Source organism: Arthrobacter sp. UYEF21, from assembly GCF_040546085.1.
In the GTDB taxonomy this organism is placed as follows: Bacteria; Actinomycetota; Actinomycetes; order Actinomycetales; family Micrococcaceae; genus Arthrobacter.
Window position 1 is genome coordinate 1 of record NZ_JBEPNF010000021.1, and the last position, 21,875, is coordinate 21,875.

18 protein-coding genes are annotated in these 21,875 nt (G+C 64.2%); 1 reads left to right on the top strand and 17 read right to left on the bottom strand.

Translation table 11 applies throughout. The annotated features are described in order from the left end of the window. Window positions 1-225 precede the first annotated feature (225 nt). On the bottom strand, window positions 226-906 hold the full coding sequence (locus ABIB27_RS17310) for a TrmH family RNA methyltransferase (protein ID WP_354254455.1): 681 nt from the start codon (window positions 904-906) through the stop codon (window positions 226-228). 52 nt (window positions 907-958) lie between these two features. Here ABIB27_RS17310 and ABIB27_RS17315 point away from each other — a divergent pair, with 52 nt between their 5' ends. Then, window positions 959-1,789, top strand: coding sequence for an HAD-IIA family hydrolase (locus tag ABIB27_RS17315; RefSeq protein WP_354216795.1), 831 nt, complete (start codon window positions 959-961; stop codon window positions 1,787-1,789). Here the strand turns inward: ABIB27_RS17315 and ABIB27_RS17320 are convergent. The 16 genes from ABIB27_RS17320 to ABIB27_RS17395 form a co-directional block, all read right to left on the bottom strand. Beyond that, complete coding sequence (locus ABIB27_RS17320) at window positions 1,786-2,826, bottom strand: alpha/beta fold hydrolase (protein ID WP_354216794.1); 1,041 nt, start codon at window positions 2,824-2,826, stop codon at window positions 1,786-1,788. The two genes, ABIB27_RS17315 and ABIB27_RS17320, sit on opposite strands and share 4 nt — an antisense overlap. Window positions 2,827-2,911: 85 nt before the next feature. After that, window positions 2,912-3,541, bottom strand: coding sequence for a hypothetical protein (locus tag ABIB27_RS17325; RefSeq protein WP_354216793.1), 630 nt, complete (start codon window positions 3,539-3,541; stop codon window positions 2,912-2,914). Window positions 3,542-3,650: 109 nt separating this feature from the next. Continuing rightward, on the bottom strand, window positions 3,651-4,409 hold the full coding sequence (locus tag ABIB27_RS17330) for a GAF and ANTAR domain-containing protein (protein ID WP_354216792.1): 759 nt from the start codon (window positions 4,407-4,409) through the stop codon (window positions 3,651-3,653). Between the two features lie 72 nt (window positions 4,410-4,481). Further along, on the bottom strand, window positions 4,482-5,066 hold the full coding sequence (gene pyrE, locus ABIB27_RS17335; RefSeq protein WP_354216791.1) for an orotate phosphoribosyltransferase: 585 nt from the start codon (window positions 5,064-5,066) through the stop codon (window positions 4,482-4,484). 10 nt (window positions 5,067-5,076) lie between these two features. Next, complete coding sequence (locus ABIB27_RS17340; protein WP_354216790.1) at window positions 5,077-6,375, bottom strand: FAD-dependent oxidoreductase; 1,299 nt, start codon at window positions 6,373-6,375, stop codon at window positions 5,077-5,079. Between the two features lie 139 nt (window positions 6,376-6,514). Then, window positions 6,515-8,827: a gluconokinase, GntK/IdnK-type gene (locus ABIB27_RS17345; protein ID WP_354216812.1), complete on the bottom strand. Its 2,313-nt coding sequence runs from the start codon at window positions 8,825-8,827 to the stop codon at window positions 6,515-6,517. Between the two features lie 50 nt (window positions 8,828-8,877). Next, window positions 8,878-10,107 (bottom strand): D-mannonate dehydratase ManD, encoded by a 1,230-nt coding sequence (gene manD / locus ABIB27_RS17350; RefSeq protein WP_354216789.1) that lies wholly within the window; start codon window positions 10,105-10,107, stop codon window positions 8,878-8,880. Window positions 10,108-10,153: 46 nt separating this feature from the next. Beyond that, entirely contained in the window at window positions 10,154-11,623 is a 1,470-nt protein-coding gene (uidB, locus tag ABIB27_RS17355) for a glucuronide transporter (RefSeq protein ID WP_354254457.1), read from the bottom strand. Window positions 11,624-11,921: 298 nt separating this feature from the next. Then, a complete protein-coding gene (locus ABIB27_RS17360; RefSeq protein WP_354254459.1) occupies window positions 11,922-13,361 on the bottom strand; it encodes a mannitol dehydrogenase family protein in 1,440 nt (479 codons plus the stop codon). Beyond that, window positions 13,358-14,764, bottom strand: a complete 1,407-nt coding sequence (gene uxaC, locus ABIB27_RS17365; protein ID WP_354254461.1) for a glucuronate isomerase — start codon at window positions 14,762-14,764, stop codon at window positions 13,358-13,360. Before uxaC ends, ABIB27_RS17360 begins: the two co-directional genes overlap by 4 nt. Before the next feature lie 81 nt (window positions 14,765-14,845). Further along, entirely contained in the window at window positions 14,846-15,907 is a 1,062-nt protein-coding gene (locus tag ABIB27_RS17370; protein WP_354216785.1) for a LacI family DNA-binding transcriptional regulator, read from the bottom strand. 106 nt (window positions 15,908-16,013) lie between these two features. Further along, the gene (locus ABIB27_RS17375) at window positions 16,014-17,180 is read right to left on the bottom strand and encodes a Gfo/Idh/MocA family protein (RefSeq protein ID WP_354216783.1); all 1,167 of its coding nucleotides are present in this window, start codon (window positions 17,178-17,180) and stop codon (window positions 16,014-16,016) included. Window positions 17,181-17,219: 39 nt separating this feature from the next. Then, window positions 17,220-18,080 carry a sugar phosphate isomerase/epimerase family protein gene (locus tag ABIB27_RS17380; protein WP_354254463.1) on the bottom strand — a complete coding sequence of 287 codons (861 nt, stop codon included), beginning with the start codon at window positions 18,078-18,080 and terminating at the stop codon, window positions 17,220-17,222. Between the two features lie 48 nt (window positions 18,081-18,128). Further along, a complete protein-coding gene (locus ABIB27_RS17385; protein ID WP_354216781.1) occupies window positions 18,129-19,040 on the bottom strand; it encodes an ATP-binding cassette domain-containing protein in 912 nt (303 codons plus the stop codon). Beyond that, window positions 19,037-20,881: a dipeptide/oligopeptide/nickel ABC transporter permease/ATP-binding protein gene (locus ABIB27_RS17390; protein ID WP_354216780.1), complete on the bottom strand. Its 1,845-nt coding sequence runs from the start codon at window positions 20,879-20,881 to the stop codon at window positions 19,037-19,039. Before ABIB27_RS17390 ends, ABIB27_RS17385 begins: the two co-directional genes overlap by 4 nt. Further along, window positions 20,878-21,819: an ABC transporter permease gene (locus ABIB27_RS17395; protein WP_354216779.1), complete on the bottom strand. Its 942-nt coding sequence runs from the start codon at window positions 21,817-21,819 to the stop codon at window positions 20,878-20,880. Before ABIB27_RS17395 ends, ABIB27_RS17390 begins: the two co-directional genes overlap by 4 nt. Window positions 21,820-21,875: the final 56 nt, after the last annotated feature.

Below are 21,875 nucleotides of genomic sequence, written 5' to 3' on the forward strand. Positions count from 1 at the left end.
GCATAGCCGCCGGCCTTGGCACGGTCAATCATCTCGGAGTAGATCTCTGGGGTTGCAATGGGCATGCTGACTCCTATGCTGAGTTTTCGTCTATGGGTTGTGACCCTGGAGTAGACCTCTTATGACTAGCCACCATCCTAGCCATTTCTCTGCAGGGGCAGTGTTTCCGGTCACGCGGGCGGGTAACACTTACGTTCACACCCCGCGCCGGGATGGCACTTCGCGCTAAGACACGTGCTGGTTGAACACGTGCCGGCGGATCCAGGCGTGCATGGCGATCGCAGCCGCCGACGCCGCGTTAATAGAGCGGGTACTGCCGAACTGCTCGATGGAGAGCGTAGCCAGCGCGGCATCATGGACTTCAGGGGTCAGACCAGGGCCCTCCTGGCCGAACACCAGCACGCAGTCCTTGGGCAGTTCGTAGGTTTCCAGCGGCACGGAGTCCGGGAAGATATCGATGCCGATGATGGCCAGCCCCTCCCCCCGCGCCCAGACCACAAAGTCCTCAACGGTGGGGTGGTGGCGGACGTGCTGGTAGCGGTCGGTGACCATGGCCCCGCGGCGGTTCCACCGGCGTCGTCCGATAATGTGCACTTCCTTGGCGAGGAAGGCGTTGGCGGTGCGCACCACGGTGCCGATGTTGAGATCGTGTTGCCAGTTTTCGATGGCGATGTGGAAGTTGTGCCGCTTGGAATCGAGGTCTGCCACGATCGCGTCGTGCTTCCAGTACCGGTACTGGTCCACCACGTTGCGCCGGTCGCCGTCGGCCAGCAGTTCGTGGTCCCAGTGGCCGCCTTGCGGCCACTGGCCGTCCCAGGGCCCGACGCCGACCTCCGCCTTGGGCTCCGCCGGCTGCTCCGCTGGTACTGGCTCGGTTTCGGCGGGTTTCCCTGGCGTTTGATTCACCCCTCAACACTAGACTGGACCACTGGAGCATTTATCACCGGTGGAGGTAAACGTGGCAGACGCAGACCAGGTAGTGGGAAATCCGGCGGTATACCGCAGCGGCCAGGAGATCGAATGCTGGCTGACGGACATGGACGGGGTACTGGTCCACGAAAACCACGCCGTCCCGGGCGCTGCCGAGCTGATCCAGCGCTGGGTGGACACGTCCCGGCGCTTCCTGGTGCTCACCAACAACTCCATTTTTACCCCGCGGGATCTGGCCGCCCGCCTACGTGCCTCCGGCCTGGAGATCCCCGAGGAGAACATCTGGACGTCCGCGCTGGCCACCGCCCAGTTCCTCAAGGACCAGGTTCGGGGTTCCGGCTCCGGGAACCGCGCCTACACCATCGGTGAGGCGGGGCTGACGACGGCGCTGCACGAGGCAGGCTTCATCCTCACCGACCAGGACCCGGACTTTGTGGTGCTCGGCGAAACCCGCACCTACTCGTTTGAGGCCATCACCATGGCCATCCGGCTGATCCTGGCCGGGGCCCGCTTCATCGCCACCAACCCGGACGCCACCGGGCCGTCCAAGGACGGGCCCATGCCCGCCACGGGTGCCATCGCGGCTCTGATCACGAAAGCCACCGGCCGGGAACCGTACATCGTAGGCAAACCGAATCCCATGATGTTCCGTTCTGCCATGAATCAGATCGACGCGCACTCCGAAACCACCGCCATGATCGGGGACCGGATGGACACGGACATCGTTGCCGGGATGGAGGCAGGCCTGCACACGGTCCTGGTACTCACCGGCATCACCCAGCGCGAGGACATAGCCGCCTTCCCGTTCCGGCCCAACCAGGTGCTGAACTCCGTGGCGGATCTGAAGAACCAGATCTAGAAGACGCTGACCTTCGATCCACCGCGGGGCAGCGGGAAAAAGTCGTCCATCAGGCCCTCCACGATGGGCCGGTAAACGAGCGGACTCCAGCCCGGGCTCGCGTGCGCCGGCAGGGCACCGTCCGTTTGCAGATCCATGGAAACCATGTGTGGCGCGAACGCGGCCGCCCACGCGTCCCGGGCCGTCTGGTACTGGACCGTGCGGTCTTTGGGGTTGCCGATGTACGCCATCCTCGTGCTGCCAAGCTGGTCGACAAAACGGTTTCCGTCAAAGTGGTAGATGTAGGCGGATTCGGACTGGACCAGCACACTGGACGGCGCGATCGGTGACAGCTGCTCCATGGTCTGGTCGAGGATCTGGCGCCAGGTCCGCTCGTCCTTGTGGACCACGCGCTCCCCCAACTCGTAGCTGCCCCGCAGCACCGAGGGAACCCGGAAGCCGCGCTCGTAGAGGAACACCACGCCGTCGAACCAGCTCTCGTCCAGCACGTCGCTCCGGCTGAAGGGGCTGGAGTCCAGCAGGATGAACTCCACCTCCACACCGTGGAGTTCCCGGAGCCGCGCGGCCACCTGGGTGGCCACCATGCCGCCGAAGCTGTGGCCGTAGAAGTAGAGCTTGGTGAGCTTTTTTGCGCGGACGTGCTCGATGACGGCGGTTACCACCTGGTCGATGTCCAGCCCCTGGTTGGAATACCCGACGGCGGCGAGTTGGCCGCGCTTGTTCAGCGCACCGCGCAGAGCGTTCAGGATCCACTGCGCCTCTTCCCAGCTGGTCTTGTAGCCCGGGAAGAGGAACCAGCTGGCATTCGGGTAGTAGGCGTCAGCGAAGTCATCCGGAACCTGCAGGATCCTGTTGACCCGCCGCTCCGCCTGGACGCGGCGCGTGAAGAGCATGTCAGCGGCCAACACGGTGGAGGCACCCGCGCCGGCCAGGAACCCGCGGCGGGAGAATCGCTTGAGGGCAGCGGCGTCGGCAAGCAGCCGGGCTTGGTGGGTTCCGGGCTGGTCCAGCGGTTCTGCTTCCTCCCTGTACGGCACGTCTCTACCGTAGCCATAGGAGACGCCGCCACTGCAACCCTGCTGGCTGCCCTCGGCTGGAGCGGCCGGGCGAAGCCAGGCTGCGTCAGCTTGTGGCCTGCTGCTCCCTTGCTGAGTCAGAAAGCCCACTGAGCGGGAACCGCCGGACAATTTCCTGACCGATGTCGTTGTACCGGCCAAGCAGGTCCGAGCCGCCAACCGTCCCGGGATCGTCAAGAAGCGAAAAGACTGCGTCGCTGGCCGCGAAAAGCTCGTCGTCGGAGTATTCCATCAGGGGCACGGCGGGCAGCGCCACGAAAGACGGCTCGCTGACCCCTTGGCTGCCTGTCTGGAACGTGGCCGCGGCTTCGGCGTCAAGCACGTCAGAGATCTCGGGTGGCCCGGCGCTGACGGGGTCCCCGGGGTGCTGGGCGGCCGTTTCCCCGGTGAGCATCAAGGAGACGCCGCCTCCGGCCGTTCCGGGCGTATCCTCCATGGCGTTCAAGTCCTTGCGGAGACCGGCCAGCGCCGTCGATTCCACCAGGGCGGCCCGGGAGAGGTCCACGCTGACATGGGACTGGATTCCCGTGCTGCGAAGCTCATGAATCATGTGGACCAGGGAAGGGCGCGACGTCTGGTTGAGGCTCCCGAGGACGTCAATCCGGACGGTGGTTGCAAGATCGTCACGGCTGGTGGTGGCGTCTAAACTGGTGACGGCGTCAAAAGAATGGTCCATAGGTACTCCAAATAAGGGGGTTTCTATGGCCGACGGCTCAACCTCAGCAAGCTTAGCGTCCGGAGGTGCCCGGCACAAACAAGCCCAACCAAAGCGCGCGGGACAGGCGTCAGCCCGCTTGGGCCTGGCAGGGCTGTTGATAGTGGGTGCGGGTACCGGACCCGCCAACGGAGTCCACCAAGGCCGTGGCGATATCGCGCAGTTTGGTGTTGCTGTTGCTTGAGGCGTCAGTCAGGATCTGCACCGCTGCGTCCTGGCTGCACCGGTTTTGTGCCATCACAACTCCAATCGCAATATCGATGGTGGTGCGGGACTCCAAGGTGGCCCGGAGATTGGTGGCGTTGTCGCTGTGGAGGGCGGACCTGACAGCCAACCGCAGGGCCTGGGAGATCTCCCTGGTAAAGCCCCTGGCTTTCGCCACGGCACGTTCGTCGAATTTATTCGGCACATCCGCATATAGGTTCAGGGCAGCCCGGGCCTCACCCTGAAGGTTAAAGGGCAGCGAAAGTACCGAACGCAGCCCGTGGGACGCCACGGCATCGGCGTAGACCGGACCCCACCGGCCCTCCTCGAAAAGGTCTGGCACATTCACTTCGCGCTGCTCCTCGGCCGCCGTCAGGCAGGGGCCCTGCGACAGCGAGTATTGGATTTCGTCCACTTTGCGCGCATCGTCGCTGCTCCAGCCGATGGTGGCAGCCTTGCGGTCGCGGAGGAGAGTGATGCCGCACAGGGCGTCATCACCTTCGTCTGCCATCTGGTGCGCCGAAAAGCGGGCCAGCTCGTTGAGGAAATGCTCAAAGTCCGCACTGTCCAGGATGAGGTTCTGGACCTGTTCGGTGGTGTTGAAGGGTGATTCCGATGCGGGCATAGTGCGCGTTCTCCATTTGGTGCGAAAAGGCCTGTGAATATGATATGGCCCGTTGCTCCGAAGCCTGGCCTGCTAGTAAAGGCCCAGTTCATCCTTGCCGAAAGCGAACAGGTAGGGAACGCCAGTCTCGGCTTCGATCTTTTCCTTGGCGCCGGTGTCCCGGTCCACAATGACGGCCACAGCCACCACCTTGCCGCCGGCCTTGCGGACTCCCTCAACGGCAGTCAGCGCGGAGCCACCGGTGGTGGACGTGTCCTCCAGCACCAGCACCTTGCGGCCCTCAACAGTGGGCCCTTCAACCTGTCGGCCCATGCCGTAGGACTTCTGCGCCTTACGGACCACAAAAGCATCAACCGGCCGGCCGGCGTCCACCGCAGCGTGCATCAACGCGGTGCCCACGGGATCAGCACCCATGGTCAGGCCACCGGCGCACTCAAAGTCGATCCCGGCGTCGTCCGCCAGTGCCAGCATGACCTGGCCCACCAGCTTGGAAGCCTCATGGTGCAGCGTGATGCGGCGCAGGTCGATGTAGTAGTCGGCCTCGGCACCGCTGGAAAGGATGACCTTGCCGCGGACCACGGCGAGTTCCTTGATCAGTTCCAGCAGGCGGGCACGTGCGGCAGCGGCGTCGGCTGCAAGGTCACTGGGAGAAGTCATGGGTTCAAGTTTAGTGGTTCCCGGGTTGGTGACGGCGCGCCCGCCTGAGCGTCTTCGCTGCTTCCACAGGGGATCGCGGCGGAACCCGGCGGGCGAAGGACGGGGCATGTTCCGGCCGGGGCCCGAACGCGATGAGCCGCGGCATCAGCCGCCGCACCATAGGGGCATGCCGGAGCACAAATAGCAGGGCCGGCGGCACCCCGGTCCGCCGTCCGGCGAACAACGGTACGAATACTGCCCGGTGCAGGATTCGCTGCACCGTCTGGATAACAACGGTGGGCATCCTGCGCCTCCGTTCCACAGCGGCGAGATCCGTCACGCTCAACTGCCCCCGGAGAAGTGGCCTAGCCAGCCGGGCCGCTGCGGCCACGGCATCCTGGATGGCCAGGTTGATGCCCACGCCGCCCACCGGGGACATGGCGTGGGCAGCATCGCCGAGGCATAACAGACCGTCCACGTACCAGCGCCGCAGCCGGTCCAGCCGCACATCCAGCCAGTGGAGGTCCTCGATCGACCGGATCGAATCCACGCGGTCAGCAAGGTCAGGACGCAGCCCGGCAACCCGCTCCCTGAACCGTTCCACTCCCTCAGCCCGGATCCGGGCATCCTCGCCCTTCGGGCCGAGATACCCCATCTGGTAGTAGTCGTCACGGAACAGGGCAATCATGGCTTCCCGGTCCCGGAACGCCGGAACAATGCCCGCCACCGCCCCCTTTTCGGAAGCATGGCGCGGAAGCCTGAACCACCACGTGTCGAACGGGACCGGGTAGTCCTTCGGCTGCAGTCCGGCGGCCCGGCGCAGCACGGAATGGCGTCCGTCGGTGGCCACCACGAGGTCCGCGCGGAGTTCGCCTTCACTGCCGGCAGGCGTCCTGTAGCGGACGCCGGCGACGCGACCGCCGTCGAACATTAAAGATGTGACCGCATGTTCCATGCGGAGCGTGAACGTGGGTTCGCGCGCGGCCTCGGTGGCCAGGAAGTTCAGGAAGTCCCACTGCGGCATCATGGCAATGTAGTTGTACGGGGGCTTCAAGGACTCGAAATCGCCGAAGGTGATCAGGCCGGCGCCCGGGATGGGGAGGGCAACGGTATCCAGCCGGCTCTGCGGAAGCTGGCGGAATCCATCGCCCAGTCCCAGTTCGTCAAGCAGCCGGATGGTGGATGCGTGCACGGTGTCGCCGCGGAAATCCCGCAGGAAGTCGCTGTGTTTTTCGAGGACGGTGACCTGCACGCCAGCCCGGGCCAGCAGCAGTCCAAGCATCATGCCTGCCGGCCCTCCGCCGGCAACAGCACACCCCGTTCGCTCCATGGACCAACGCTACGCCGGAACTGGCTCCCGGGACACGGCAACGGCCGGGCGACGCAGAAACGGCGTGGGGACACCCGAATTCGGATATCCCCACGCCGTTTGCGCGTCCAGAGGCGGTTTGCGCGTCCTAGGTACCGGGCTAGAGCCTCGTGTCGAAGGAATCGCAGAAGACGTTGTCGTTGAACGTCCCCTGGAACTCCGACTTGCCCATGATCTTCTCGATGGTGGCCCGGATGGCCTCCACGGAATCGGCGTGCGTGTGGATGGCGGTCTTGACCATCGGCACGTCAATGAGGTGGTTGGGCTGGTTCAGCGACACCAGCACCGTGGGAACCTCGGTGACATACCACGGGATTTCCGCCGCCATGGGAGTGGACCACTTGATCCGGATGGCCGCTTCCTGGGCAAAGCCCTTGACGTTGGCGAAGACAAACGCGGCGTCGTACTTGTCCGCGTAGTCGCCGGTGGCTTCCTCCGAGATGACGGACATGAAGTTGATGCCAGTCTCCCCCGCAGCTTCGCGCTGGGCGGCCGTCTTGAACACGTGCACCTCGAAGCCGGCCCTTTCCAGCTCGTCCTTGACCTTGTCAAGGTAGGCGAGCGGGTCCGCCCGGGTGAAGTCCGAGCCGCCGGAGATGCCGTACAGGCGGATCCGCTTGTGCGTTTCCGGCCTGATGGGCAGGTTGTTGGCGGTGTCCTTGACCAGGGTGACCGTCTTGTCCGCAACCTCGGCGGCAACGGCACGGTGCTCCGCGCTGCCAATCTTGGCCAGGTCCTCCGCCGGCGGAACCAGCTCACTGCGTTCCTTGCGGTGCAGTCCCAGCGAGGCCTTCAGCGCCAGGATACGGCGCAGCGCGTCGTGCAGGCGCTGCGCGGTGATGATGCCGGACTTGTAGCCGTCCAGCATGTAGCCGAAGTCCTCGGCCGGGTTGCGGAAGAACAGGAACATATCGCAGCCGGCCGCGATGGTGGCAGGGACCAGGTCCTTGCGCTTCATGGCCTGGGTGAGCCCGATCATCTGCGAGGCGTCCGTGAGGATCAGCCCGTTGAAGCCGAGCTCGCCGCGGAGCAGGTCCTGCAGCAGTTCCGGTGCCAGCGTGGCGGGAAGGACGTCCTTGTCCGCCAGGCCCGGACGGAAATGCCGGGAAAGCTCCGGGGCGCCGATGTGCCCGATCATGATCGACTGCACGCCGTGCCCGATCATTTCGCGGTACACGTGGCCGTAGGTCCGGTTCCACTCGTCGTAGCCGAAGGTGTTGTAGGACGTGACCACGTGCTGGTCGCGCTCGTCCACACCGTCACCCGGGAAGTGCTTCATGGCGCAGGCAGTGGGTGACTCGCTGATGCCGTCGAAGTATTCCTTGGCACGCTCCACCACGATTTCCGGCGTGTTACCGAAGGACCGGGTGGAGATGACCGTGTTCCGCCAGTTGTAGTGGATGTCCACGATCGGGGCGAAGGCCCAGTTACAGCCCAGGGCTGCAGTCTCGATGCCGGCCACCTGGCCCATCTGGCGTGCGATGGACTTGTCGGGGTGCGATCCTGCCTGCAGGTGCGTGGAGACAAACGTGCCGTCGTCGCAGCTTCCGGCGCCGCCCATTTCCGGGTTGGACGCCACCAGCAGCGGCACCTTGGACTTCGACTGCGCGTAGCGGATGTGCTCCTGGACGGCGCCCGAGGGGCCCGGCCGGTAGCGCATGCCGCCCACGTGGTACGTCTCCAGCACGCCGTCGAGATACTCCGGGGAGTAATCGTTGTTGTGGTTGATGAAAAGCTGGCCGATCTTTTCCTCAAGCGTCATCGATTCCAGGGTGGAATTCACCCAGTCAACCGCTGCGTCATCGAGGTTGAACGGCGCGGCCTTGAGGTCGACGTCGAACTGGCGGCCCTGGGTGCCGGCGGCACCGGAGGCGTCACTTGCAGACGTCGCGGCGGCGGTCGCGGCGGCGGAGCTTCCGGCGGCGGCCCTGGCGGCAGCGGAAATTCCCGCCAACGCGTCGATCATCACCTGGGCCACTGGGCCAGCGATGTCCACCACAATGCCTGTCTCATCCGCTTCCAGCGGTTCGAGGGTGGCCAGCTGCGATTCGAGCAGGGCTGCCGGCATGAAGTGCCCCGAACGGCCTTCCAGCCGCGATCCGAGTACTTCCTTGCTGCCGTGCAGGTGCAGGAACACGGTGTCCGGCGCCTTGGCTCGGATGGCGTCCCGGTAGCTGCGGCGAAGCGCCGAGCAGGCAAGGACCAGGCCGCCGTTGCCGGCGGCAGCAAGTTCCGAACCAACCGTGGCGAGCCACGGCCAGCGGTCCTCGTCGGTCAGCGGCAGGCCGGCGGCCATTTTGGCGACGTTCTCCACCGGGTGCAGGGAGTCGCCGTCGAGGAACGGCACGCCAAGTTCGCGGGCCACAAGGTCACCGATGGTGGTCTTGCCGCAGCCCGAGACGCCCATGACCATGACGCGCGGCCCGGGCCGGCCCTTGGTGGAGGAGTCTGTTTGGTTGGTGATCACCAGTCGTGCACCGTTCCATCAACAAGGCGGTTGTACGGCAGGTAAGCCTGCTGGTACGGGTAGGCAGCCGCGGCTTCTTCGTTGAACTCGACGCCGATGCCAGGCTTGTCGCCCGGGTGCAGGTAGCCGTCTACGAACGTCATGGACTGCTCGAAGACCTCGTTGGTCTTGTCGGAGTGCTGCATGTATTCCTGGATGCCATAGTTGTGGATGGCCAGGCCCACGTGCAGCTGGGCCGCGAAGCCCACCGGGGAGATGTCGGTGGGGCCGTGGAAGCCGGACTTGATCTGGTACTGGGCGGCGAAGTCCATGACCTTCTTCAGCGGGGAGATGCCGCCGAAGTGGGTGGAGGCTGCGCGCACGTAGTCGATCAGCTGTTCCTTGATGATGGTCTGGTAGTCGTACACAGTGTTGAAGATTTCACCGATGGCCAGCGGGGTGGTGGTGTGCTGGCGGACCAGACGCAGGGCTTCCTGGTTTTCGGCCGGGGTGCAGTCCTCAAGCCAGAAGAGGTCGTACGGTTCCAGCGCCTTGCCGAGCTTGGCCGCCTGGATGGGGGTCATGCGGTGGTGGCCGTCGTGCAGCAGCGGCAGTTCGGGACCGAACTCGTTGCGCACGGCTTCGAAGACGGTGGGCAGGTGGCGCAGGTAGGCGCGGGTATCCCAGTCCTCCTCCACAGGGAACGCGCCGCGGCCGGCGGGTTCGTAGTCGTAACGCTCGCCCGAGGCCTGGGCCTGGGCAGCCACGCCGTAAACGGCCTTGATGCCCGGAACAGCTGTCTGAATGCGGACTGACTTGTAGCCCAGTTCCAGGTGCTCGCGGACGGAATCGAACAGCGACTCGATGTCCGCGCCGGAAGCGTGGCCGTAGGCGCGCAGGCCGTTGCGTGAAGCACCGCCCAGAAGCTGGTAGACCGGCATGCCGGCCATCTTGCCCTTGATGTCCCACAGTGCCATGTCGACGGCGGCGATGGCCGCCATGGTGACCGGGCCGCGACGCCAGTATGAGCTGCGGTACAGGAACTGCCAGGTGTCCTCGATCTTGTGCGGATCCTTGCCGATCAGAAGCTGTGCAACATGCTCTTTGAGGTATGCGGCGACAGCCAGTTCGCGGCCATTAAGCGTGGCGTCACCGATGCCGGTGACCCCATCGTCCGTTGTGATGCGCAGGGTCACGAAGTTACGGGACGGGCTCGTCACGAACACTTCAGCGGCAATGATTTTCACGGCAGATCCTTTCGGGGGACTTCAGGTCAGGTAGTGGTGCTTTGAATTATTGGCCTGCGGGGTTGCGGGCTTCAGCAGGCGCGCTGAGGCCAGCGGAGGTGCTGGCGCTGGCAGCGAGGGTAGTGCCGTCAGTGGAGGTGGTGCCGTCGGCGGTGTTGGCCTCTACCGGGCCTGCGTAGGCCGTCTTGGTCCGGCGGGCCTGGATTTCCTTGAGGATCTCCGCGTGCGTGGCATCAGTCAACTTGTACTTGGACATGACCAATACCGGAATAATCACCATGACGGCGGGGAGTGCGCCGGCTGCCACCTGGATGCCGAAAATGGCGTCAGGAGTCTGGGCACCGCCGCCCGACTTGTAGCCGCCAAGAGCGAGGGCGTAGGCGGCAAGCGCGCCGCCCACTGCCTGGCCTGATTTACGCGTGAAGGAGAACAGCGCGTAGGTGATGCCCTCGGTGCGGACACCGGTTTTCCATTCGCCGTACTCCACGGTGTCCGCTTCCAGTGCCCACACCCCGATGTTGACGGCGAGGACGCCGATCAGGCTGATGACGAGGCCGGAAAAACCGATCCACACCTGGCTGGCCGGGGTGAAGAAAATTATTACGCCGCCGATGACTGTCCCCAGCGAGGAGTAGATGTAGACGTTCTTCTTGCCTACGGTGCGGACCAGGCGGGACATAAAAGCCGCGAGCACAAACGTCAAAGCGAGCTGGATGATGGAGAGTACCGGGTAGAGGTCCAAGCGGCCGAGGACATCACGCAGGTAGTACAGCTGCACCGAGGTCAGGGCCAGATAGCCGGTGAGGAAAAAGAAGGAACTCAGGCACAGCATCATCAGGGGCTTGTTGGTCTTAAGTGTTTCAAGGCTCTGCTTCATCGTCACTTTGGGGACTGCGCGGTGCACGCGTTCCTTGGCCGTCAGTGCCGTGAAGAAGTAGAGGGCCGTTCCGATAACCACAAAGATCAGGGTGATGGTAGTGAACGTCTGCTGGAGGTCCGCACCGGGTTTGATCAGCGGGGCGACGAAAATACCCAAGGCGGAGCTCACAGTCAGGGCGCCCACAAGGCGGGCCGAGCCAAGCTTGGCACGCTCGCCCGGGTCCTGCGTCATGGCGCCGGCCAGCGAGCCGTACGGTATGTTCACGAGGCTGTAGGCCAGGCCAAGGGCGGCGTAGGTGACATAGGCGTACAGCAGCATCCCGGATTCGCCGAGCTGCGGAACGGAGAACACGGCCACGCTCAGCAGGAGCAGGGGAATGGAGCCGAACATGATGAAGGGACGAAACTTACCGAAGCGCTTGCTGTACGCGCGGTCCACCATGCGTCCGGCGAAAACGTCGGCGAAGGCGTCGAACAACCTGACCACGAGCAACAGGGTTCCGGCGGCCGCCGCGGAGATGCCGGCGACGTCCGTGTAATACACCAGCAGGAACATCGTGGCGGTAGTGAAAGCGAGATTGTTGGCGGCATCGCCAGCGCCATAGCCGATGATGCTGAGCTTGTTTAGCTTTTTCATGATTGGGCTCCTTCACCCTTGCCGCCTTGGAGGCCGGCGAAATATTGAAATGCTATGCAGCGGCGAATCTTTGGCTAGGCCCGAAACCGGCGAAATCCGCGTCTGGCGGGCGTACCCCAGGGTGTAACTCGTTGCCTGTAATCCTAGTCACTTGGCAATAAAATGGCAAGCGGTTGCCATGATTTCTGTTGAAGTCCATGAATCTGCAGCTCATGCAAATAGCACTGCCCAGTCCAAGGCTGGACCGGGCAGTGCTACTGAGACAAGTGCCGTTCTGAACGTCGCGCCCAGGGTGAGCCTAGGCGCCTGTCGTGGAAGTTCCCAGCAGCCCGGCCACCAGGTCCACCACTGCGTCGTCGGCTGCAACGGCCGGATCAACCAGGGCCAGCACTGTCCGCACCCGCTCTGTGCCTTCGAGCTTGTTGGCTTCGGACACCTCGGCTGCGAGCGGATCATGGAACGTCTCGGCGGACGCACTGAAATTAATCCAGGCGGCGATCATCCGCGCAGCAGCAACCCCGGACCTGCCCTGGGCTCGTTCGGCGAGCAGGACCGGTACGGCGCGCATGCGCAGTTTGGTGCTGCCGTCCATGGCGATCTGGGCCAGGTGGTGGGCGATGCGTGCGTTGCTGAAACGGGCCAGCAAGGCTTCACGGTATGCCGGGATCTGAAGGTCAGCGCCGCTGGCAGCCGCACCGGTCAGGTTGGCTTCCGCCTCGTCCCAAAAGCTTTCCACGGCTGTGCGGCATTCCGAGTCCGCGAGGGCTTCCGCCACCGTTGTGCGTCCGCGGAGCTGGCCGGCGTAGGCCAGCAGGGAGTGCGCGCCGTTCAGGAGCCACAGCTTGCGGTTCTCGAAAGGCTCGATGTGGTCCACGAACACAGCGCCGGCATCTTCCCAGCGCGGACGTCCCGCGGGGAAGTCGCCGCTGAGCACCCAGTTGGTGAATGGTTCGGCTACTACCGGCGAGTTGTCCCGGTAGCCGCAGGCAGCCTCCACGGCGGCAATGTCCGCTTCCGTGGTGCGCGGCGTGATGCGGTCCACGGAGGTGCTGACAAAGCTGGCATTGGCCTCAACCCAGGCTGCGAGGTCCGCATCCCAGGCAGCGGCCAGCCCGGTCACGGCGTTGCGTGCCACAGTGCCGTTGTTGGCGAGGTTGTCGCAGCAGACCACGGCGATCGGTCCGGCCCCAGCAGCCCGCCGGGCGGCGAGGGCAAAAACCAGCCGGCCCAGCGGCGTGGACGGGTTGCCGCTGCCGGAAGCCAGCAGCGCGAGGTCCGCGGCGACGTCGGACGCGTTCGTATCCAGCTGCCCGTCGGCACCGAGCCGGTACGCAGCTTCGGTGACCGTCAGCGTGACGATGGCGGTAGCGGGCGCTGCCACGAGCTCCGCGAGCCGCTGCACGTCCGCGCCGTCCACTGCTTCAACAATGCTTCCGACGACGGCGAACGAGTCGCCGCCGTCAGCGCGTTCCACGACGGTGAAGAGTCCGTCCTGCTCGGCAAGCGCCAGGGCTGCGTCCGGGCGGCGTCCGGTGAAAGCCGCAATGCCCCACTCCGCAGCGTCACTGGCGTGGCTGGTGAACCAGGCCTGGTGTGAACGGTGGAAGGCGCCGAGTCCGAGGTGGACGATCCGGACCGGCGGCTTGGCGGCCGCGTGCAGGGTTCGGTTGAGCTGCGGAAGCGCTTCGGAAGCAGAGCCTGAGTCGGTCTGTACGGCGCTTGTCTTTTCGGTGGTCACAGTTTGAAAACCCTTCGTGGGGACGAATCGACGATATCCACGATGAGTTCATGGGCGCGTTCTTCACTGACACGGTGCTCGGCCACCATGCGGGCCAGGAAGGAGGCCTCGATCCGGCGGGAGGCGTCGTGGCGGGCAGGGATGGAGCAGAAGGCGCGGGTGTCGTCGATGAAGCCCGAGGAGCGGGAGAACCCGGTGGTCTCTGTGACGGCGGAACGGAACCGCAGCATCGCATCCGGGGCGTCCAGGAACCACCAGGGCGCACCAAGGTAGACCGACGGGTAGAAGCCGGCCAGCGGTGCCAGTTCGCGGGAGAACACGGTTTCGTCCATAGTGAAGAGCACCAGGTGGAAGTCCTTGGCCGTGCCGAAGTCCTGCAGCAGGGCGCGGACACCCTCGGTGTAACTCACGGCGAACGGAATGTCGTGGCCGGTGTCGGCGCCGAAGGCCTCGAACGTGGGTGTGTGGTGGTTGCGGAACGAGCCCGGGTGGATGGTCATGACCAGCCCGTCCTCCACCGACATACGGCCCATCTGGTACATCATGTGCGCTTCGAAGGTGTTGCGGTCCTCGGCCGTTGCCTTGCCTGCGCGGGCGAGTTCGAAGAGCCTCTCCGCTTCGGCGCGGTCAAGTTTCAGCGTCGCCGGCGTGGCCACGCCGTGGTCTGCCGAGACTGCGCCGTGCTCCACGAAGTAGCGGCGGCGGTTCTCCAGTGCAGTGATGTAGGCGGCGTAGCCGGTGGCACCGTCACCGGCGGCGCCGATCAGCCGGTCCACGTTGGCGCTCCAGGTGGGGTGCGCAATGTTCAGGTACTGGTCCGGTCGGAAGGTCGGCAGGACCCGGCCGCCAAAGGTGGGATCCTCGGCGATTGCCTTGTGGCTGGCGAGGTTGTCCAGGGGATCGTCCGTGGTGGCCAGGACCTCGATGTTGAAGTCCTTGAAGAGCTGGCGCGGACGGAAGCCTGGTTCAACGAGCTTGGCCGCAATGGCGTCGTAGCTGGTGTCCGCGGACATCTCACCGAGGTCTGCGCCGAGCTTGAAGACGTTGTCGAACTGGGTGCGCAGCCAGTAGCCGGATGCGGTGCCCTCGAAGAGGGGCCATGCCTCCACGAAAGTTCGCCAGATGTCACGCGACTCGGGCGTGGTGGCGCCGCCAGCGCGCAGCTTGTCCAGCGTCACGCCATTGGCATGGATCAGGCGGGTGACGTAGTGGTCCGGGCTGACCAGCAACGCTGCCGGATCAGGAAAAGGCGTGTTGTGCTCGATGACAGCAGCGTCAACGTGCCCGTGGGGAGAGATGATGGGGAGGTCCTGAACACGCTGCAGGAGGTCGCGCGCAATGCTGCGCGTTCCTGGATCGGCGGGCAGGAGCCTGTCTGGGTTGGCAGCAATCGACTGTGACATAGGTCAATAATCCGGCTTGGCCCCTAGTTTTGTCAACCGGTTGCCATAAATTGCCAAGTTCCCGGATTGGCCGCCCCGGACCTACCGCACGGGCACAGTCCGGCCGCTGGAACCGCGCAGCACCAGCTCGGTCTCCACGCTCAGCGTGCCGGCCGGTTCGCCCCGCCCGTGCAGGAGGTCCAGGAGGCGTGTTGCGGCCCCCGCGCCGCACTCCCCCAGCGGTGAACGCACCGTGGTGAGCGGCGGCGTCGTGAAGTCCGCACCGAAGATGTCATCAAAGCCAACGATGCTGATCTGGTCAGGCACCGCAATGCCGGCTGCCTGGAGCTCCCGCATCAGTCCAATGGCAAGGAGGTCGTTATAGGTCAGCACCGCGGTGGCACCGCTGGCGCGGACTTCACGCGCCGTCTGGCGGCCGCCGTCGACCGTTGGCTTGCTCGATTCGAGCCGCACGGACTCGAGCCGGGCCCAGTCGCAGGCTGCCTGCACACCCTCCCAGCGGCGTTCCGACATCCACGATTCCGGCGGGCCGGCCACGTACGCAACCTTCTGGTGCCCGTTGGCGGCCAGGCTGCGGACCGCCTCGCTGATCCCCTTGTGGACGTCCGGAACAACGCACGGCACGCCCTCAACTTCCCGGTTGATGACCACCACGGGTTTGTCCCGGGCGAGGGCGCGGATGTTGTCGTCGTCCATGCGGGGGCTGGCCAGAATGAGTCCGTCCACTGTGGCCATCAGCCGGCGGGCCGCAATCAGTTCGGTTGCCGGGGACTCCGCCGATTCGGCGAGCACCAGGGTGTAATCGCGGTCAGTCGCGGTGGTCTGGGCACCGCGGATGATGTCGAAGAAGGTCGGGTTGGTGATGTCCGCGACGATCAGGCCGAAGGTGTTGGTCTTGCCGGTGGGCAGCGCCCGGGCGAACGGATTCACCTGGTAGTTCAGCTCAGCGGCGGCATCCTCGATGAGCTTCTGGGTTTTGGGGCTGACCCGGCCGGGCTTGCTGAGCGCCCGGGAAACCGTGGACGCGTTGACGCCTGCAACCCTGGCGACGTCGTAGATGGTGGCGCTGGATTTTCCATCCCGGCCATGTTTCTTGGACGGACCGGCAGGCGGGGCAGCATCCGGCGTTTTGGGTTCAGTCACTGGCCCATCTTAGCGATGAAAGCGCTTAACCACGCGTGCAGCTGTGGCCGTTTTGAGGTCCAAAACGGCCACAGCTGCGACGCAGTACGGCTACTTATTCAGGAGGTTAGGCGCGCTGCGGGAACTTGCCCTCTTCGGAGATGCGCTTGTTCAGCTCCGCGAGGAACTCGTCCTCATCGAAGTCCAGCCCAACTTCCTTGCCGGTCCAGGCGGAAAGGTGGATGGCGTTGGCCAGGCGCACGCCATTGATGCCGTCCGAGCCCGGAGCGAGCAGCGGGGTGCCATCCAGGATGTTGGCGGCGAAGTTCTCCAGCACGCCGGAGTGCTGGGCACCCCAGGCGGACTCGAACTCAATGACCTCGGTGGTGTAGTACTCCTCCGGGTTGAGCTCGCCCATAAAGAGCTTGCGGACATCGTCCATGTCCATGCCGTCGCTGAGCTCGCGCTCGGGCTTGTGCAGACGGGTGACCGTGGCGGTCTTGCTGCCTTCGACGACGATCTTGCCCTGGTCGCCCAGGATTTCGAAGCGATCGGTCCCGATCAGATCGTGGGTGGCGGTGACGAAGACGCCGGTGACACCGTCGCCGTAGTCCACCACAGCAGTCACTTCGTCTTCAACGGCGATGTCGCGGCGGAAGCCGAAGGCAACCTTGGAGTAGACGGACTTCGGCACGCCGCAGATCCACTGCCACAGGTCCAGCTGGTGTGGTGCCTGATTAACCAGGACGCCGCCGCCCTCGCCGCCCCAGGTTGCGCGCCATTCGCTGGAGTTGTAGTAGCCCTGCGGACGCCACCAGTTGGTGATGATCCAGTTGCTGCGGCGGATCTTGCCGATCTCGCCATTTTCGACGACCTCTTTGAGCTTCTTATACAGCGGGTTGTTGCGCTGGTTGAACATGATGCCAAAGGAAAGCTCCGGCTTGCTGGCAGCAAACTCGTTCAGTTCCTTAACCTGCTTGGTGTAGACGCCTGCCGGCTTCTCCACCAGGGCGTGGATGTTGCGCTTGAGGGTTTCGATGCCCATTTCAGGGTGCAGGAAGTGCGGTACACAGGTCACTACGGCGTCGACGTCGCCGCTTTCCAGCATGGCGATGTACTCGTCATAGAAGGGGACGTCCGGGTATGTGGCCGAGGCAACTTCCTTCTTGGCCGGATCGATGTCGCAGATGGCGCCGATTTCCATGTTGGGAACCTGCCCGTCCGTGATGAACTTTGCGTAGGCGCCGCCCTGCTGGCCCAGGCCGATAATGCCGAGGCGTACTTTCTTGCTCATGAATGAATCTCCGTATTCTGTGCTGAGTCTTGGAAGTTTCTAAAAGAGCTCGGACTGGCCCAGGGCAACCAGGTTGTCGTAGGAGGTCTGCAGCGCTTCCCAGACCGTCCGGCCGTAGAGCTCGTCCTGCTCCACCAGGAGGTACCCGGCCCCCGCAGCCTGCGCTGCCGGGATGATGGACGCGAAGTCCAGGTTGCCTTCGCCCACTTCAGCGAACTGGACCACGTCCTTGAATTCCCGCATGAAGCCCACGAAGTCCCCACTGTCCAGCAGACCGAATGCCTCTTCCGGCATTGTCCCGATCCGGTAGTCCTTCAGGTGGACCATGGCCGTGCGGCCGGCGTACTTTTCCAGGGTGCGGACCGGGTCCAGGCCGCCGCGCTGTACCCAGTGCACATCGATTTCCATGCCCATGGCCGGGGAGTTCTCAGCGATAATGTCCAGCATGTACTCGCCGTCGAACTTCGCGAACTCGATGTGGTGGTTGTGGTAATACAGGCTCAGGCCCTGCTCCTGCAGCCGTTCGGCGTATTCGTTTGCCTGCTTGGCGAAGTCAATGACGGCGCCAATCGACTTCATGGCAGGAAAGGGCAGCATCCCGATGCGCAGCAGCTTCGAGTCCAGCTTCTTGGCGTCGTCCACGATCTTGTCGAAGTGTTCCGCCAGCGAATCGCCGGGCCGGCCCTTGGGGGTCTCCATGGCCACGGACAAAGCCGCAATGTCCATGCCCAGTTCGCTGCGGGACCGGTCCAGTTCAGCGACGTTTTCCGGCGTCATCGGGATCTGGGAGATCTCGACAGCATTGTAGCCGATGCTGCTGACCTTACGGAGCGTTTCGAACGCCCCGATTTCGGCGAAACTGTCCCTCAGCATCATTGCCTGTACGCCAATTTTGGCCACGATAATTCCTCCGTTGTTTTTGCTGTTGAATTAGTCCAGGCGCGGGCCCTAGGCGGGAACGCCGGCCTGTTCAGCCATCTGCCGCTGCTCTTCGAGCAGGCGGTGGCGGTCGGCGCGGCGCTTCTCCTGGCGGTCCGGGTCCGGGACCGGTGAAGCAAGGAGCAGCCGCTGGGTGTAGGGGTGTTCGGGGCTGCGGGTGACAACCTCAGCCGGCCCCTGCTCCACGATTTCTCCACGGTACATCACGGCCACACGGTGGCTGATGTGACGGACCACGTCCAGGTCGTGGGAGACAAACAAGTAGGAGACGCCGGTGTCCTTCTGGATCTGCAGGAAGAGATCCAGCACCACGGCCTGGGTGGAGAGGTCCAGCGCACTGACCGGCTCATCGCAGACAATCAGCTTCGGTGAGAGGGCCAGGGCCCGGGCAATGGCCACGCGTTGGCGCTGGCCACCGCTGAACTCGCGCGGCAGACGGGTGATGGCGTCTGCAGGCAGGCCCACCTGGTCGAGCAGTTCCTTAACACGCTTCTTTGCCGCTGCCTGCTCCATGCCCTGGACCCCCAGGGGTTCAGCGAGGATATCGCCGATCTCCAGGGAAGGGTTCAGGGAGGTGTAGGGGTCCTGGAAGACAACCTGCAGATCACGGCTGAGTGCCCGGCGTTCCTTGCGGTTGGCGTGGCTGATGTCCTTGCCATCAAAGGTGATGACGCCTTCGGTAACCGGAGCAAGCCCCAGCACGGCCCGGCCCAGCGTCGTCTTGCCCGAGCCGGACTCCCCCACCAGTCCCAGGGTCTCCCCGGGCTTGATGGAAATGTTGATGTCCGTCAGGGCACGGAAAGGCTTGGCCCGGAACTTCTTGCTCGGGTACTCAACCACAAGTGAGTCCACTGTCAGCAGGTTGCCGTCGGTGTTCTGCGCCGGCTTTGCCGCTCCCCGGCGGTTCTGGGCTGTGCTCACTGTGCTGCCTCCGTGCCCGATTTGACGAGCATAGTCAGGGGTTCCTTGCCCTCCAGCATGGAGCCCAGGAGTTTCTGTGTGTAGGGGTCGGACGGATTGCGCAGGATATCGCGCACCGTTCCCTCTTCGACCAGGCGGCCGTTCTGCATGACCACCACGCGGTCGCAGAGGTCCGAGACAACACCGAAGTTGTGCGTCACCAGGATGACGCCAACGTTAAGCCTGCGCTGCAGATCGCGGATGAGGTCCAGGACATCCGCCTGGACAGTGACGTCCAGGGCCGTGGTGGGCTCGTCCGCAATGATCAGGTCAGGCTCACAGCTGATGGCGCCGGCAATGAGGACGCGCTGGGCCATGCCACCGGAGACTTCGTGCGGGTAGGCCTTGAACGTCCGGTCCGGGTTCAGAATTCCAACGTCGGCGAGCAGCTTCATGGCCCGCTTGGTGGCCTCTGCCTTGGAGATGCCCAGCACGCGCACCATCGGGGTTACCAACTGGGAGCCTATGGTGAAGGCCGGATCCAGGTTGGACATCGGCTCTTGCGGAATGTAGGAGATGCGCTTCCCGCGCAGCGGCGACAGCCTGCCCTGGTTGACCCGCTCATCGCCGGGAGCCACGGTGTAGTTGCCGTCGAACTGGATGCTGCCGCCCACAATGCGGGCGTTGCCCGGCAGCAGGCCAAGGATGGAGAAGGCCGTCTGGGACTTGCCCGAGCCGGATTCGCCCACGATGCCCAGGACTTCGCCCCGGTCCACGTGGAAGGAGACGTCGTCCACGACCTTCTTGATGGAACCGTCGGCCTGCGGGTAGCCAACGCCCAGGTGCGAAACCTTGACCAGATGATGTTCGGTGCCCAATTCCACAGCAGCGACTGACTTGCGGTTGGCGCGGGTGGCGGGCACCGCCGTCGTGCGGTCCGTTGCTGTGCCAGCTGCCGCCGGCAGCTTCCTGGGGGCCTTGACCTTGGCAGCATCTTCCAATGCGTCCCGGACCGCGTTGCCCAGCAGGACCAACGCACCAATGGTCAGGCCGATAGCCAGCGCGGGCCAGAGCAAAAGCATGGGATTAAGGTAGACGTTTTTGAAGCCTTCATTGAGCATTACGCCCCAGGTGGCTACCGAAGGATCGCCCAAGCCCAAGAATTCCAGGCCCGATTGGATGGCAATGGCAACACCGCACACCATGGACGTCTGAATGATGATCGGCGCACGGATTACCGAGAAAATGTGGCGGGAGATGATGGCAGCGTCGCTGAGGCCTGCAACCCGTGCAGCGTCAACATAGAGCTCGTTGCGGACCGCGTGGACTGAGGTCCGGGTCAGGCGGTAGTAGCCGGGGCTGATCAGGATGCCGAAGGAAATCATGGAGATCCAGACCGACGGGCCGAAGGCGGCCCGGACCGTGAGCAGGACGATGATGCCGGGAAGGCTCATCAAAATGTTGACCACCCAGTTCGCCGTGGAGTCGAACTTGCCGCCGTAGTAACCGGCAATCAATCCGGCGGGGAGGCCAATGCCCACCGCGACGGCGGCGCAGAGGAGTGCGGAGAGCAGTGTGGTGCGGGCGCCAAAGACGAGCCTGCTCCACACATCACGGCCCACACTGTCGGTACCCAGGAGGTTGACGGCGTCGGGCTGGGCCAGGGTCTTGCCGATGTTGGCAAGATTCTGTTCGAAGGGAGCCAGCACATTGGCCAGCACCGCCAACAGGACCACGACAGCCAAGACGGCAACTGCCACGATGCCCATCGGGTTCTTGAGCACGCGCTTGATGGGGTGGGAACGGACCACCGTGCCGGTCTGCCCGGTCAAAGCCGGCGTCAGTTGGATTGGCTCGCTCATGAGACACGCACCTTGGGATTGAGCCAACCGTTGATGAGGTCCACCAGCAGATTGACGATGACGACGATAACGACGGTGTAGAGGACAACACCCATGACCAGCGGAATATCTCCGGTGGTGGTCGATTGGACGGCCAGGGCACCCATGCCGGGCAGGGCGAAGATCTGCTCGATGATGACCACACCGCCGAGCATGCCGATGAACTGCAGGCTCAGCACAGTCAGGCCAGCGGGGGCAGCGCTGCGCAGCACGTGTCTAAAGAGGATTTCGCGTTCGCTGATGCCGCGGCTGCGCAAGGTACGCACATAATCCTTTTCCAGCTGCTTGATCACGGCGCTGCGGATCTGTTGTGCGCCTCCCGTCACGCCATTGATCAGCAGCGCGATCACCGGCAGTGTCAGGGATGCGACCCAAGCCGAGGAGCCGGCATCCGGTGCGATGGAGCTGGTGGCAGGGAACAGTTTGAGCTGGATGGCAAAGATGGTGACCAGGATGATGGCCAGTACGAAGCCGGGGATGGCATCGCCAACGACGGCGGCCGTTTGGACCACGCGGTCAATCCAACCGCGCTTGACGGCGGCCGCCATACCCAGGACGGTGGCGAAGACGGCGATCAGCACAATGGCCACCATCATCAGGGTCAGGGTGAGAGGAAGTCGCGTCGAAATGGCCTGGCCCACGCCCTCCGACGTAAACCACGAGGTGCCGAGGTCGCCGGCGATGGCATGGGAAGCCCAGGCGAAGAAGCGCGGCAAGAGCGGCTGGTCGAGGCCCAGCTCGATCTCTTTGGCCTGCACCTGCTCCTGGCTGGCGAATTCGCCCAGAATGTTGCGGGCTATGTTCGCAGACGAAAAGTAGAGCAGGAAGTATGTGAGGAAGGAAATGGCGGCCAGCACAACAATGCCTGCGGCAATTTTTCGAAGAATGAACGTAACCATTACTCGCTCCAGTGGGAGTACGTCAGAAAAGTGGGACAGCCGGGGAGCAGGAGGCC

Excerpts from the sequence above, each read along its gene's own strand:
- ABIB27_RS17345 (WP_354216812.1), bottom strand. The coding sequence starts at position 8,827 with ATGGTCATGGGCGTCTCGGGCTGCGGCAAGACCACCATCGGTGACCTT.
- uidB (WP_354254457.1), bottom strand. The coding sequence starts at position 11,623 with ATGAAAAAGCTAAACAAGCTCAGCATCATCGGCTATGGCGCTGGCGAT.
- ABIB27_RS17330 (WP_354216792.1), bottom strand. The coding sequence starts at position 4,409 with ATGCCCGCATCGGAATCACCCTTCAACACCACCGAACAGGTCCAGAAC.
- ABIB27_RS17375 (WP_354216783.1), bottom strand. The coding sequence starts at position 17,180 with ATGAGCAAGAAAGTACGCCTCGGCATTATCGGCCTGGGCCAGCAGGGC.
- ABIB27_RS17325 (WP_354216793.1), bottom strand. The coding sequence starts at position 3,541 with ATGGACCATTCTTTTGACGCCGTCACCAGTTTAGACGCCACCACCAGC.
- ABIB27_RS17395 (WP_354216779.1), bottom strand. The coding sequence starts at position 21,819 with ATGGTTACGTTCATTCTTCGAAAAATTGCCGCAGGCATTGTTGTGCTG.
- pyrE (WP_354216791.1), bottom strand. The coding sequence starts at position 5,066 with ATGACTTCTCCCAGTGACCTTGCAGCCGACGCCGCTGCCGCACGTGCC.
- ABIB27_RS17340 (WP_354216790.1), bottom strand. The coding sequence starts at position 6,375 with ATGGAGCGAACGGGGTGTGCTGTTGCCGGCGGAGGGCCGGCAGGCATG.
- ABIB27_RS17390 (WP_354216780.1), bottom strand. The coding sequence starts at position 20,881 with ATGAGCGAGCCAATCCAACTGACGCCGGCTTTGACCGGGCAGACCGGC.
- uxaC (WP_354254461.1), bottom strand. The coding sequence starts at position 14,764 with ATGTCACAGTCGATTGCTGCCAACCCAGACAGGCTCCTGCCCGCCGAT.